The organism is Limnohabitans sp. G3-2, assembly GCF_002778275.1.
Lineage (GTDB): Bacteria > Pseudomonadota > Gammaproteobacteria > Burkholderiales > Burkholderiaceae_C > Limnohabitans_A.
In genome coordinates, this window is the sequence record NZ_NESG01000003.1 from 280,876 (window position 1) to 294,441 (window position 13,566).

Genomic DNA, 13,566 nt, shown 5'->3' on the forward strand with positions numbered 1-13,566 from the left:
GGCAGCTTTCACCCTTGAGCCTCCTGCACATGGTCCAAGGTGGCCGATGCCAGCAACTGACAGCACAAGGCTTCATAACTGATGCCTGCGGCCTTGGCCGACATGGGCACCAAGGAGTGACCGGTCATGCCAGGCGAGGTGTTGATTTCCAACAAATAGGGCTGACGCGTGGCGGCATCGATCATCACGTCAATGCGCCCCCAGCCTCGGCAACCCAACACCTGGTAGGCCTTGACGATCAGCGCCTCAATGGCCGCTTCTTCGGCTGCGGGCAAACCGCAGGGCACCACATACTGGGTGTCGTCTGTGAAGTACTTGTTTTGGTAGTCGTAATTGCCCTCTGGCGCCACGATCCTGATCACAGGCAATGCGCGGGCCGAAGGGCCTTCGCCCAATACCGGGCAAGTCACCTCGTCACCCACGATGCATTGTTCGCACAGGATGTCGGCATCGCATTGCGCAGCCGCATTCAAAGCGGCCAGCAGATCTTGGACCTGCGTGACTTTGGTCACGCCAATCGATGAGCCTTCACGGGCAGGTTTGACGATCATGGGCAAACCCAGACTCGACACCAAGTCGCTCAAGGACACCGACTGCAACTGCGCACGGCGCACCAGCACATAACGCGGTGTGGGCAGACCCTCGGCCAGCCAGACCCGCTTGGTCATGGTTTTGTCCATGGCGATGCTCGAAGCCATCACGCCCGAGCCCGTGTAGGGCAAACCCATCAACTCCAAGGCTCCTTGCACGGTGCCATCTTCGCCATAACGGCCATGCAACGCAATGAAGCAACGCTCAAACCCCTCGCGCTTGAGTTCGCCCAAGTCGCGCTCTGCGGGGTCAAAGGCGTGCGCATCCACGCCTGAGGCGCGCAGTGCCTGCAAAACGCCTTGTCCGGACATCAAAGACACTTCGCGTTCGGCCGATTGCCCGCCCATGAGAACAGCCACTTTGCCTAAATTCAGCGTGTTCATGCAGCTCCCCCCAACTCGACCACTTGGGCTGGCACCGCACCAATGGAGCCTGCACCCATGCAAATGAGCACATCGCCATCGCGTGCATTGCTCAGCACGGCTTGGGGCATGTCGGCAATCGCATCGACAAAAATGGGCTCGACCTTGCCCGCCACGCGCAGTGCACGTGCCAGCGAACGGCCATCGGCCGCCACAATCGGCGCCTCGCCTGCGGCATACACCTCGGCCAACAACACGCTGTCGCAGCCTTGGCCGATCACTTTCACAAAATCTTCGAAGCAGTCACGGGTTCGGCTGAAGCGGTGCGGCTGGAAAGCCAAGACCAAGCGACGCCCTGGGAATGCGCCACGGGCAGCAGCCAAGGTGGCCGCCATTTCCACAGGGTGGTGGCCATAGTCGTCGATCACCGTAAAGGTACCCGAGCCGCCCTGAATCGCCACTTCGCCGTAGCGCTGAAAGCGCCGTCCCACCCCTTTGAAGTGGGCCAATGCACGCTGCACAGCAGCGTCCTCGACACCCAGCTCCACCGCAACCGCCACGGCGGCCAAGGCGTTCAACACGTTGTGGTGTCCGGGCAAATTCAGCACCAAAGGCAAATCAGGCAAGGTCACACCGTTGCGGCGTTGCACGGTGAAACGCATCTGACCTTGTGCGGCTTGCACATCGACGGCACGCACTTGCGCGCCTTCGTTCAAACCATAGGTGGTCACGGGCCTGGCGATGTCGTTCAGGATGGACTGCACGCCCGGATCGTCAGCGCAGACGATGGCCGTTCCGTAAAAAGGCATGCGGTGCAAAAACTCGACAAATGCGCCCTTGAGTTTGCCCAGGTCATGGCCATAGGTTTCCATGTGGTCCGCGTCGATGTTGGTCACAACAGCCATCACAGGGAGCAAGTTCAGGAACGACGCGTCGGACTCGTCGGCCTCCACCACGATGTAGTCGCCCGTGCCCAGTTTGGCATTGGCCCCGGCGCTGTTCAATCGGCCACCGATCACAAAGGTCGGATCCAGCCCCGCCTCGCCGAGCACACTGGCCACCAAACTGGTCGTGGTGGTTTTGCCATGCGTGCCGGCAATGGCCACGCCTTGCTTCATGCGCATCAACTCTGCCAGCATCACGGCACGGGGCACGATCGGGATATGGCGCTCACGGGCGGCCAACACCTCCGGATTGTCCGCTTTGACGGCGGTCGAAGTGACCACGGCATCGGCGTCTTTCACATGGGCCGCCGAATGCCCCACGTGGGTCGCAATGCCAAGGGCCGCCAAGCGGCCAAGCGTAGCGCTGTCGGACAAGTCTGAGCCCGAAATCTGATAACCCAAATTGAGCAAGACCTCGGCGATACCGCTCATGCCGGAGCCACCGATACCAATGAAGTGGATTTTTCGGATGGCGTGTTTCATGCAGCCAACTCCTCACAAGCCATCACGACCTCCCGAGTCGCATTTGTTTTTTTCTGACCATGTGCCATTTCGGCGGCAAGCAGCAGTTGCTCACGCGACATGCCCATCAAGAAGTTGGCCAAGGCCTGCGCTGACAGATCGGCTTGTGGCATGAGCCAGCCACCGCCTTGCGCCACCAGAAACTGTGCATTGGTGGTTTGGTGGTCATCCACGGCATAGGGGAATGGCACGTAGACGGCAGCCACGCCGACCGCGGCCAACTCGGTCACGGTACTGGCGCCGGCGCGGCAAATGACCAAATCAGCTTGCGCAAATGCCGACGCCGTGTCGTCAATGAAAGGCGTCAACTCGGCCTCAACACCGGCGGCTTGGTAGTTCGCGCGCAATGCGTCGATTTGTTTCGCGCCACTTTGGTGAACCACCACGGGACGGGACGCCATGGGCATCAAGGCCAGGGCCTGGGGCACGGTGTCGTTCAAAGCTTTGGCGCCGAGACTGCCGCCCACCACCAGCACGCGCAAGGGACCTGTGCGGCCCGCAAACCGATCGGCTGGTGCTGCTTGCTCGGTGAAAGCACGGCGCAGCGGATTACCCACCCAGTGCCCTTGCTTGAACACACCCGGAAACGCGGTGAACACGCGGTCGGCCACTTGGGCCAGCACTTTGTTGGCCATCCCGGCCACAGAGTTTTGTTCGTGCAACAGCACGGGCTTGCCGCTCAGCGTCGCCATCATGCCGCCAGGGAAAGTGATGTAACCACCCAAGCCCAGCACCACGTCGGGTTGGACACGGCGCACCACTTGCCAGCTTTGCCAAAAAGCCCGCAGCAGCTTCAAGGGCAAGACGGCCAGCGTTTTCAAACTCTTGCCACGCACGCCACCAAAGCTCACGGGCTCAAAGGCGAAGCCACGCGGCGGCACCAACTCGCTCTCCATGCTGTTGGGCGCACCCAACCAGTGGACGCGCCACCCGGCTTCGCGCAAGGCTTCGGCCACAGCCAGGCCCGGGAAAATGTGTCCCCCTGTTCCGCCGGCCATGACCAGTGCGCATTTGCTGCTCATGAACGGCCTCCGCGCATCATCTGTTTGTTTTCGGCATCGATGCGCAGCACCACCGCAATGGCGATCAGGTTCATCATGATGGCCGAACCGCCGTAACTCATCAATGGCAGCGTCAGACCCTTGGTGGGCAATGCGCCCAAATTCACGCCCATGTTGATGAAGGCTTGAAAACCAATCCAAATCCCCACGCCTTGCGCGACCAAGCCAGAGAACACCTTGTCCAATGCGATGGCCTGCCGACCGATGACCATGATGCGCCGGCTCAGCCACAAGAACAGGCAGATCACCAAAGTCACGCCGACCAAACCAAACTCTTCGCCAATCACGGCCAGCAAGAAGTCGGTGTGCGCTTCAGGCAACCAGTGCAGCTTTTCCACACTGCCGCCCAAGCCCACGCCCCAGACCTCGCCGCGGCCAATGGCGATCAAGGAGTGCGACAACTGGTAACCCTTGCCCAGGGCGTGCTCGGCGCTGAAGGGGTCCAGATAAGCAAAGATGCGGTCACGGCGCCATGGAGAAGCCGCAATCATGGCCACAAAAGCCCCCACCAAGACGGCAAAGATCAGGAAGAACATGCGGGCGTTCACGCCACCCAAAAACAAAATGCCCATGGCGATGATCGCGATCACCATGAATGCGCCCATGTCGGGTTCGGCCAACAAAAACACGCCGGCCAGTGCCACCGCAGCCCCCATGGGCAGCACCGCACGGAAGAAGCGCTCTTTGACCTCCATCTTGCGCACCATGTAATCGGCTGCATAAATGATGGTCGCGAATTTGGCCAACTCAGAGGGTTGGAAGTTCATGATGCCAAATGAAATCCAGCGTCGCGCTCCATTGACGCCTTTGCCAATGAATGGCAGCAGCACCATGGCCAACAAAATCAGCGACACCACAAACAAGGGCCGCGCCACCTTTTCCCAGGTTTCTGTGGGGACTTGGAATGCGAGCAGCGCCATGACGCCACCCACCACCATCGAGATCACATGCCGGGTCAAGAAATGTGTTTGCGAGTAACGGGCAAAACGCGGGTTGTCCGGCATGGCAATCGAGGCCGAATAGACCATGACCATGCCCCACATCATCAAAGCCACGACCACCCAGACCAGCGCTTGGTCGATGCTTTGCAAGCGTGCACCGGAGCCCACACCTTGACGGCTGGCGTCATAGCCACCCAAATTGACCGGCAAACTGGCCGATCCAGCCGCTGTGGCCTGCCAGCCCTGGCCTGAGAGCAATTGGCCCATGCGTGAAATGCCAGCTTGAAGGCGCTGCGAGAAAGTCAGTGCGTCACTCACAGTCCACCCTCCATGGCCACGCCTGCAGCTTCGGCCAATTCGGCCACCGCTTGGCAAAACACCTCAGCCCGATGGCCATAGTTTTCGAACATGTCAAAACTGGCGCAAGCGGGCGACATCAGCACCGCGTCGCCGCTTTGCGCCATCTGGGCCGCTTGCACAACGGCATCGGCCATGTCGGTGGCGTCCAGCAAGGTGACGCGGGTGTCCTGCAGCGCTTCGCGGATCAGCGGGGCATCACGACCGATCAAGACCACAGCACGGGTGTAGCGCGACACCGGGGCTGCCAAAGGCGAGAAATCTTGGCCTTTGCCTTCGCCGCCCAATATGACCACCACTCGCCGATCTGCGCCCAGGCCTTGCAAGGCGGCGACCGTGGCGCCCACGTTGGTGCCCTTGCTGTCGTCAAAAAATTCCACCTCGTTGATGATGGCCACCGGCGCCACGCGATGCGGCTCACCACGGTATTCACGCAGACCGTAGAGCATGGGGCCCAAGGCGCAACCTGCGCTGCTGGCCAATGCCAAAGCCGCCAGCGCATTGACGGCGTTGTGCCGCCCGCGAATGCGCAAGGCGTCAGCAGGGATGAGCCGCTGAAAGTGCAATTCTTCCGCTTCGTCTTTGCGGCGGCGGCGTGTTTCATCGGCTTCGAGCGCGCGCACCAACCATGTCATGCCGTGGGTCACTTCAATGCCGAAGTCGCCTGGATGCTGGGGCATGTCGCCACCAAAGGTCAAACAGGCTCTTTCAATGGGCTTTTGCAGTTTCACCTTGATGGGCGCAGGCCGCATGTTCATGACTTGTGCGTCATCTCGGTTCAACACCATCAAGGCTTGCGTGCCGAAGATGCGTGCTTTGGCTTGGCCGTAGGCGGCCATGTTGCCGTGCCAATCCAAGTGGTCTTGCGACAGGTTGAGGACGGTGGCGGCTGAAGGCTCAAAGCCTTCGCTGCTGTCCAGCTGGAAACTCGACAACTCCAGCACCCAAACCTGCGGCAGGGCTTGTGCCATGGGGTCTACGGGCACGGGAAGCACGGGCGCCAGCACGGCCTTGACGGCTTCTTCCTCGTCCAGAGCTGGCTCGCTTTCCTCTTCGGCATCCACGGCGTGCACCAATGCCTGCGGCGCTTCTGCCGTTTCGGCGCTCTGCGCCTGTTGCGCCTGCAGCTGAACTTGGGCTTGCGCTTGCAGCAGGGCTTGGGCCAAGGTGTCGAGCAAGGTGGGGCCAATGTTGCCGGCCACTTTCACGGTTTTGCCCGCACGCGCCACCAGCTGCCCGGTCAGGGACGTGACCGTGGTCTTGCCATTGGTGCCGGTGATGGCCAAGACCTGCGGGGCGTAGCCAAAGCGGGTTTTCAAATCCTCCAAACCTGCGGCGAACAAACTCAGTTCGCCGCCTTGCCACAAACCCATGGCTTGCGCGGCATCGACCACAGGGGCGACGGCCTCGGGTGTGAGGCCTGGACTGCGGAACACCGCTCGCACCGATGTGCCCTCGACCAGACCGGCCACGAATGCCCCCGGCACAAAGCGCACGGCAGGCCACTCGGCCTGCAAAACGGCCAACTGGGGCGGTGTTTCACGCGTATCCGCCACGGTCACGTCGGCTCCGGCATGCGCGCACCAACGGGCCATCGCCAGGCCCGAAGCACCCAAACCGAGAATCAGAACGTGTTGACCTTGGAGCTGCATGGTTTATCTCAGCTTCAGGGTCGACAAGCCGACCAGACACAGCAGCATGGTGATGATCCAGAAACGCACCACCACCTGCGTTTCCTTCCATCCGCTCTTTTCAAAATGGTGGTGCAAGGGCGCCATCTTCAAGATGCGTCGACCTTCACCGTATTTTTTCTTGGTGTATTTGAAGTAGGTCACTTGCGCCATCACCGACAAGGCTTCCACCACAAAGATGCCGCCCATGATGGCCAACACGATTTCCTGACGAACAATCACGGCAATGGTGCCCAGGGCTGCGCCCAGCGCCAGTGCCCCCACATCGCCCATGAACACCTGTGCTGGATGGGTGTTGAACCACAAGAAGGCCAGGCCTGCGCCCGCCATGGCGGCGCAGAAAATCATCAACTCACCCGAGCCCGGAATGTGGGGGAAGAACAGGTACTTGGAATACACCGAGCTGCCCGTGACATAGGCGAACACACCCAACGCGGAGCCCACCATGACGACCGGCATGATGGCCAGGCCATCCAAACCATCCGTGAGGTTGACCGCGTTGCTCGATCCCACGATCACCAGGTAGGTCAGCAACACAAAGCCCAGAACGCCCAGGGGGTAATTGATTTCCTTGAAGAAAGGCACCTGCAAACCCGCTTTGGGCGGCAGGCTCACATCAAAGCCCGACAGCACCCATTGGGTAAACAGGTCCAGGACGCGCAGGTTGGACACTTCGGAAATGCTGAACACCAAATACAGCGCGGCCAACAAGCCAATGACCGATTGCCAGAAATACTTTTCGCGCGAACGCATGCCCTCAGGGTCTTTGTTGACCACTTTGCGCCAGTCGTCGACCCAGCCAATCGCGCCAAAGCCCAGCGTCACAATCAGCACGATCCAGACAAAACGGTTGGACAGGTCAAACCACAACAGCGTGGAGATGGCGATCGACAACAAAATGAGCACCCCACCCATGGTGGGTGTGCCACTTTTGGACAGGTGCGACGCCATGCCGTAACCACGGATGGGTTGGCCAATTTTGAGCGAGGTCAAGCGGCGAATGACCCAAGGGCCCGCGGCCAAACCGATCAAAAGCGCCGTCATGGCCGCCATCACCGCACGGAAAGTGATGTACTGAAAGACACGCAAAAAGCCCCACTCAGGGGACAAACTTTGCAACCATTGGGCCAGGCTAAGCAGCATGGGGCTCCCCTTTTTTATTGTGGTGTTGTGCGTGGTGGGCAGCGCCAGTGGTCAAAAGGGCTTCGACGATGCGCTCCATCTTCATGAAACGCGAGCCTTTGACCAGCACACTTTGAAACGCCTCCACTTGGGCCGTGGTCACCGTCAAGAGCTTGTCCGTGTCGGAAAAGTGTTGCGCCGCACCAAAGGCCTGAGCCGCGTGCGCACACAAATCACCCACGGTGTAGAGCGCCTCGATCCCACTTTGGGCGGCATAAGCGCCCACTTCGGCGTGAAACTCAGCGCCTTGGTTGCCCACTTCACCCATGTCACCCAAAACCAGCAAACGCGGCGCAGGCAATTCGGCGAGCACATCGATGGCGGCGCGAACCGAATCGGGGTTGGCGTTGTAGGTGTCATCCACCAAAGTGATGTCATGGGCTGAGGTGTGCAACACCAGTGCACGCGAGCGGCCCTTGACAGGTTCAAATGCGATCAAGCCTTGCGCCACTGCGGCCAATGGCACGCCCGCTGCCAGGGCGCAAGCACTGGCGGCCAAGGCATTTTTCACGTTGTGTCGACCGGCAATGTGCAGATGCACCGGGGCGGTTCCCTGTGCTGTTTTGAGGGTGAACTGCCAAGCCCCCGATTGCCAGACCACCACCGCCGATCGGACATCTGCGGGCTTCAAAGCCGCATCTGCGGCCATCGAAAAAGTGCGCTGGACACGTTGATCCGCCAAAGACTGCCAGACAGCGGTGAAGGCGTCATCCGACGGGAACACAGCCACACCGCCTTCAGGCAAGGCTTGCAGCACGGCGCCGTTCTCATGCGCCACCGCCTCGACCGTGCCCATGAACTCCTGGTGTTCACGCTGTGCGTTGTTGACCAGTGCCACTGTCGGTTGGGCCAACTGCGCAAGGTAAGCGATTTCGCCAGGATGGTTCATGCCCAGCTCCACCACAGCCACGCGGTGGTGGGCACGTAAATTGAACAAGGTCAGCGGCACCCCGATGTCATTGTTCAAATTGCCCTGGGTTGACAACGCAGCGTCACCCGCATGGGCGCGCAAGATGCTGGCGATCATTTGCGTCACGGTGGTTTTTCCATTGCTACCGGTCACCGCAATCAAGGGAAGATCGAACTGCGAACGCCAGCCTGCGGCCAACTCGCCCAAAGCGATGCGCGCATCGGGCACCACTAGGGCGGGCAAACCGTGCGCAGCAGCTTGCCCCTCGCCAGACGCTTCGCACACCACCGCCACAGCACCTTGTGCTTTGGCTTGGGCCATGAACTGGTTGCCATCAAACCGCTCACCGCGCAAAGCGACAAACAAATCGCCAGGCTGCACGCTGCGGCTGTCGGTGTGCACGCGGTCGGCGACCACGCCCTGGAGGTTCACGCCTCGGGCTTGGCTGAGCCAGTTCAGGGCCAGCGCCAAGTTCAACCGCATCGACGTTGTGGCGTTCATGCAAGCACCCCTTGATGCTGGGCAGCGCGTTGTTGCAAGGCCATGCGGACATGCGCCTCGTCCGAGAACGGATGCCGCACACCCATGATCTCTTGCGTTGTTTCATGGCCCTTGCCTGCCACCAAGATCACATCTTGATCAGCCGCTTGGGCCAGTGTCTGGGCGATCGCCACAGCCCGGTCAAGCTGGACTTGGGCCTGCTGGGGGTTTCGCAAACCCGCCACCATGGCCGCCACAATGGCTTCGGCTTGCTCTGATCGGGGGTTGTCACTGGTCAACACCACTTGGTCAGCGGCTGCTTCGGCGGCGGCAGCCATCCATGGTCGTTTGCTGCCGTCGCGGTCCCCGCCGCAACCGAACACGCACCACAGACGCCCACCCCGGAGTTGAGCTTGTGAGCGCAAGGCGGCCAAGGCGTGCGCGATGGCATCGGGTGTGTGGGCATAGTCGACCACCACCAAGGGCAAATTCAGTTCTCCCTGTGCGTCCGTATGGGACACGCCAAGGCTCACACGCTGCATGCGTCCAGGCACAGCGCTCAGGTGCGCACAAGCACGGACACTGGCCAACAAATCAAAACCCAGCGCACGCAAACTGCCGATCACACCCAGCAGGTTGTCGATGTTGTACTCACCCATCAAGCGCGTGTGCAGGGTTTGCACCTCATCGCCTTCCATCACTTCAAAAGCCAAGCCATCGGCATGGGGCAAGGCCCGTGCCTGCAAACGCGCCGGTGAATGGCCTGCCGGGTTCTTGGAGCAGGTCCAGACCTGGAGGGGGCCTGCCTGCAGTTGTTGGGCCAACGCGGCCCCTTGCGCATCGTCGATGTTGATGACAGCGGCCTGCAAACCCGCCCAGTCAAACAGGGCCGCTTTGGCAGACCAATAAGTCTCCATGTCGCCGTGGTAATCGAGGTGGTCTTGGGTGAAGTTGGTGAACACCGCCACGCGAATCCGTGTACCGTCCAAGCGGTGCTCGGCCAAGCCGATGGATGAGGCTTCGATGGCGCAATGCGTCACGCCAGCGTCGGCAAAAGTTCGGAATTGCCGCTGCAGCAAAACCGGGTCGGGTGTGGTCATGCCGGTGCTCACCAAATGCGGCAACTGCCCCACACCCAAGGTGCCCACCAAACCACACGCTTGTTGCAAAACAGGCGATGACAGGGCTTGTGCCAACCACCACGCCGTGGAAGTTTTGCCGTTGGTCCCGGTCACGGCCAACACGTTCAAAGCCTGGCTGGGTTGCGCGTAATAAGCATCGGCCACCCAGCCGGTCTGCGCTTTGAGGCCTGTCATGCACGCCAACTTGCCCTCCACTTGGGGAGCTTGCAACCCTGCCAACCAAGGGCTGTGGTCAAGTTCCTCCATCAAACAAGCCGCGGCCCCTTGCGCCAAAGCTTGGGCCAGATAACGACGGCCATCGGTGGCAGCGCCTGGCCAGGCGATGAACCCGTCGCCCTCTTGAACCAAACGGCTGTCGGTGCGCAACTCCCCCTTGACCTGCGTGCGCAGCCAACGGGCGGCTTCAGGGACGTTGTGCAGCACCTGCATCAGAACGACTCCTCGACCGATTTGGCCACGATTTGGGGCTTGACCGCCATGTCGGGCTGCACACCCATCATGCGCAAAGTTTGCTGCACGGTTTGACTGAACACGGGCGCTGCGACGTCACCGCCGTAATAGCGGCCATTGCTGGGCTCGTCGATCATCACGGCCACCACGATGCGCGGCGCTTCGATGGGCGCCATACCGACAAAAAAACCGCGGTATTTTTTACCCGCATAGCCCTTGCCTTCTTGCTTGTGGGCTGTGCCGGTTTTACCGCCCACGGAGTAACCCATGGTTTGCGCTTTTTGTGCCGTACCACCAGGGCCTGCGGCCATTTGCAGCATCTTGCGCATGGATTTGGCGTTCTCTGCGCTGAAGACCCGCACGCCTTGCACCTGCTGCTCGGCCTTCATGAGGGTGGCAGGAACAACTTCACCGTCGCGTGCAAAAACGGTGTACGCCCGCGCCACTTGGAACAAGCTGCCCGAAATGCCGTAGCCGTAGCTCATGGTGGCCTGCTCAATCGGACGCCATGTTTTGTAAGGCCGCAAACGGCCACTCACCACACCCGGGAAAGGCAGCTGCGGTTTTTGCCCAAAGCCCACTTGCGCAAACATTTCCCACATTTCGCGAGGCTGCAACTGCATCGCCATTTTCACGGTGCCCACGTTGCTCGATTTCTGAATCACCTCATTGACCGTCAACACGCCGTGCGGGTGGGCATCGGAAATGGTCGAGCCCGTGATGGTGATGCGACCAGGGGCCGTCTGAATGGGCGTTTCGGGTTTGACCAAGCCTTTTTCCAAAGCCAGCGCCACCGCAAAGGGCTTCATGGTCGAGCCGGGCTCAAAGGTGTCGGTCAAGGCACGGTTACGCAACTGCTCACCGCTCAGGTTGACACGTTTGTCGGGCGAATAGCTGGGGTAATTGGCCAGCGCCAAGACTTCGCCTGACTGGGCGTCCAGCACCACCACGCTGCCCGCCTTGGCCTTGTGTTCCAGGACCGCTTCACGCAATTTTTGGTAAGCAAAGAACTGGACCTTGCTGTCGATGCTCAGTTGCAAGTCTTCACCATCCACGGGCGGCACGGTCTCACCCACGTCTTCAACGACACGGCCCAAACGGTCCTTGATCACACGGCGCGAACCCGCCTTGCCCGACAGTTGTTTTTGAAACACCAACTCCACGCCTTCTTGGCCTTGGTCTTCCACGTTGGTGAAGCCCACAATGTGTGCAGCCGCCTCGCCCTCGGGGTACAAGCGCTTGTACTCCTTGATGTCGTACACGCCCTTGATGCCCAGTGCCAAAATTTGCTTGACCACAGGCTCATCCATTTGCCGGCGCAGCCAGACAAAGGTTTTTTCATCGTCCTTGAGCTTCTTGTCCAGATCGGCGGGCGACATGTCGAGCAAGCGGGCCAATTCACGCAGCTTGGCAGGGTCGCGCTCGATGTCCTCTGGGTTGGCCCAGATGCTGGGCGCAGGCACGCTGGAGGCCAACAACATGCCATTGCGGTCGAGCACACGGCCCCTGTTGGCCGGCAAGGTCAGGGTACGGGCAAAACGCACCTCGCCCTGGCGCAGGAAAAAATCGTTGGCAAACACCTGCACATAGGCCGCGCGGGCGATCAAACCCGTGAAACCCAGGGCAATGGCCGCCACAATGAATTTGCTGCGCCACACGGGCGTCTTGCTGGCCAGCAATGGGCTGGACGAGAGCTGGACGCTGCGGCTCATGGACGCGCCTCCTGCACGGCAGGTGCAGCACCGGGCCGGCTCACGTACTGGGTGATGCCGGGAGAGGCTGGGCGCATTTGCAATTGCTGCCGCGCAATTTGTTCAACCCGCAAAGGCGTGGCCTGTGCGCGCCGCTCGACCTGCAGGCGGTCGTGATCGACTTCCAGCCGTTTGGCTTCTTTGTTGGCCGACTCGAGCGCCATGAACAAACGGCGTGTTTCATACTGGCTGTGCACCAAAGCCAGCGCACTGACCAGCACGGCCAGCAACAAAAAGATGCTCAAGCGGGTCATGCGGGCACCTCGGTGCGCTCGGCCATGCGCATGATGGCGCTGCGCGAGCGGGGGTTGCCTCGGACCTCGGCTTCGCTGGGACGGATGCGGCCATGGGTCTTCAAGCGCATCTTGACCGGCTCGGCAAAAGGCACACGGCGATCGACCACTTCTTTGGAGTGCTTGGCCATGAACTGTTTGACGATGCGGTCCTCCAGCGAATGGAAGCTGATGACCACCAAACGGCCACCCGGCGTCAAGACCTGCAAACTCGCGTCTAACGCTTGTTCGAGCTCCGCAAGCTCTGCGTTGATGAAAATCCGAAAAGCCTGAAATGTCCGCGTTGCAGGGTTCTGGCCCGGCTCGCGAGTTTTGACCGTGTCAGCCACGAGCTGGGCCAAATCGGTGGTGGTTGAAATTGGGCCCCGCTCTTGTCGGCGAGCCACAAGCGCCTTTGCAATCTGAAAAGCAAACCGTTCTTCGCCATAGTCACGTATCACCTCCGTGATTTGATCCACCTCAGCGGTGGCCAGCCAATCGGCCACACTTTGACCGCGCGTGGTGTCCATGCGCATGTCCAGCGGGCCGTCAAAACGAAAAGAAAAACCCCTCTCGGGGCTGTCAATTTGGGGGGAGCTGATGCCCAGATCCATCAAGACACCATCGACACTGCCGGGGGGCAGTTCACCCAGGTTCGAAAAGCCTTCATGGCGGATCGAAAAACGGCTGTCTGCCAGGCGCTCAGCTGCCGCAATCGCCTCGGGGTCTTTGTCAAAAGCTTGCAAGCGCCCTTGGGCCGACAAGCGCGAAAGGATCAGGCGGGAGTGCCCACCGCGGCCAAACGTGGCGTCCACGTAAGTCCCGTCGAGCCCAGCAGATGCTTGCAGCAGTTCGTCCACAGCCTCATTCAAGAGCACGGTGGTGTGGGTCAATACGGCGTCGGTCATGG

The 13,566-nt window shown here is 60.6% G+C and carries 11 protein-coding genes; all 11 read right to left on the minus strand.

Annotated features, from left to right (window positions below):
- Positions 1–8: 8 nt before the first annotated feature.
- The 11 genes from B9Z31_RS05815 to rsmH are packed head-to-tail and all read right to left on the minus strand — an operon-like array spanning position 9 to position 13,564.
- Positions 9–974, minus strand: a complete 966-nt coding sequence (locus B9Z31_RS05815) for a D-alanine--D-alanine ligase (RefSeq protein WP_100118607.1) — start codon at positions 972–974, stop codon at positions 9–11.
- Positions 971–2,380 (minus strand): UDP-N-acetylmuramate--L-alanine ligase, encoded by a 1,410-nt coding sequence (gene murC, locus B9Z31_RS05820; RefSeq protein ID WP_100118608.1) that lies wholly within the window; start codon positions 2,378–2,380, stop codon positions 971–973. The genes B9Z31_RS05815 and murC overlap by 4 nt, the downstream gene beginning before the upstream one ends.
- The gene (gene murG, locus B9Z31_RS05825) at positions 2,377–3,441 is read right to left on the minus strand and encodes an undecaprenyldiphospho-muramoylpentapeptide beta-N-acetylglucosaminyltransferase (protein ID WP_100118609.1); all 1,065 of its coding nucleotides are present in this window, start codon (positions 3,439–3,441) and stop codon (positions 2,377–2,379) included. Before murG ends, murC begins: the two co-directional genes overlap by 4 nt.
- Positions 3,438–4,688 (minus strand): putative lipid II flippase FtsW, encoded by a 1,251-nt coding sequence (gene ftsW, locus B9Z31_RS05830; protein ID WP_100118765.1) that lies wholly within the window; start codon positions 4,686–4,688, stop codon positions 3,438–3,440. The genes murG and ftsW overlap by 4 nt, the downstream gene beginning before the upstream one ends.
- Before the next feature lie 47 nt (positions 4,689–4,735).
- Positions 4,736–6,430 (minus strand): UDP-N-acetylmuramoyl-L-alanine--D-glutamate ligase, encoded by a 1,695-nt coding sequence (gene murD, locus B9Z31_RS05835; RefSeq protein WP_100118610.1) that lies wholly within the window; start codon positions 6,428–6,430, stop codon positions 4,736–4,738.
- Between the two features lie 3 nt (positions 6,431–6,433).
- Positions 6,434–7,612 (minus strand): phospho-N-acetylmuramoyl-pentapeptide-transferase, encoded by a 1,179-nt coding sequence (gene mraY, locus B9Z31_RS05840; RefSeq protein WP_100118611.1) that lies wholly within the window; start codon positions 7,610–7,612, stop codon positions 6,434–6,436.
- A complete protein-coding gene (murF, locus tag B9Z31_RS05845) occupies positions 7,602–9,062 on the minus strand; it encodes a UDP-N-acetylmuramoyl-tripeptide--D-alanyl-D-alanine ligase (protein WP_100118612.1) in 1,461 nt (486 codons plus the stop codon). The genes mraY and murF overlap by 11 nt, the downstream gene beginning before the upstream one ends.
- Positions 9,059–10,612, minus strand: a complete 1,554-nt coding sequence (locus B9Z31_RS05850; protein WP_100118613.1) for a UDP-N-acetylmuramoyl-L-alanyl-D-glutamate--2,6-diaminopimelate ligase — start codon at positions 10,610–10,612, stop codon at positions 9,059–9,061. The genes murF and B9Z31_RS05850 overlap by 4 nt, the downstream gene beginning before the upstream one ends.
- Positions 10,612–12,345, minus strand: coding sequence for a penicillin-binding protein 2 (locus tag B9Z31_RS05855; RefSeq protein WP_100118614.1), 1,734 nt, complete (start codon positions 12,343–12,345; stop codon positions 10,612–10,614). The genes B9Z31_RS05850 and B9Z31_RS05855 overlap by 1 nt, the downstream gene beginning before the upstream one ends.
- Positions 12,342–12,638 carry a cell division protein FtsL gene (gene ftsL, locus B9Z31_RS05860; protein WP_100118615.1) on the minus strand — a complete coding sequence of 99 codons (297 nt, stop codon included), beginning with the start codon at positions 12,636–12,638 and terminating at the stop codon, positions 12,342–12,344. The genes B9Z31_RS05855 and ftsL overlap by 4 nt, the downstream gene beginning before the upstream one ends.
- Positions 12,635–13,564: a 16S rRNA (cytosine(1402)-N(4))-methyltransferase RsmH gene (rsmH, locus tag B9Z31_RS05865; protein ID WP_100118616.1), complete on the minus strand. Its 930-nt coding sequence runs from the start codon at positions 13,562–13,564 to the stop codon at positions 12,635–12,637. The genes ftsL and rsmH overlap by 4 nt, the downstream gene beginning before the upstream one ends.
- Positions 13,565–13,566: the final 2 nt, after the last annotated feature.

Coding starts and splice junctions, on each gene's coding strand:
- B9Z31_RS05815 (WP_100118607.1), bottom strand. CDS start 974: ATGAACACGCTGAATTTAGGCAAAGTGGCTGTTCTCATGGGCGGGCAA.
- murC (WP_100118608.1), bottom strand. CDS start 2,380: ATGAAACACGCCATCCGAAAAATCCACTTCATTGGTATCGGTGGCTCC.
- murG (WP_100118609.1), bottom strand. CDS start 3,441: ATGAGCAGCAAATGCGCACTGGTCATGGCCGGCGGAACAGGGGGACAC.
- ftsW (WP_100118765.1), bottom strand. CDS start 4,688: ATGGGCCAATTGCTCTCAGGCCAGGGCTGGCAGGCCACAGCGGCTGGA.
- murD (WP_100118610.1), bottom strand. CDS start 6,430: ATGCAGCTCCAAGGTCAACACGTTCTGATTCTCGGTTTGGGTGCTTCG.
- mraY (WP_100118611.1), bottom strand. CDS start 7,612: ATGCTGCTTAGCCTGGCCCAATGGTTGCAAAGTTTGTCCCCTGAGTGG.
- murF (WP_100118612.1), bottom strand. CDS start 9,062: ATGAACGCCACAACGTCGATGCGGTTGAACTTGGCGCTGGCCCTGAAC.
- B9Z31_RS05850 (WP_100118613.1), bottom strand. CDS start 10,612: ATGCAGGTGCTGCACAACGTCCCTGAAGCCGCCCGTTGGCTGCGCACG.
- B9Z31_RS05855 (WP_100118614.1), bottom strand. CDS start 12,345: ATGAGCCGCAGCGTCCAGCTCTCGTCCAGCCCATTGCTGGCCAGCAAG.
- ftsL (WP_100118615.1), bottom strand. CDS start 12,638: ATGACCCGCTTGAGCATCTTTTTGTTGCTGGCCGTGCTGGTCAGTGCG.
- rsmH (WP_100118616.1), bottom strand. CDS start 13,564: ATGACCGACGCCGTATTGACCCACACCACCGTGCTCTTGAATGAGGCT.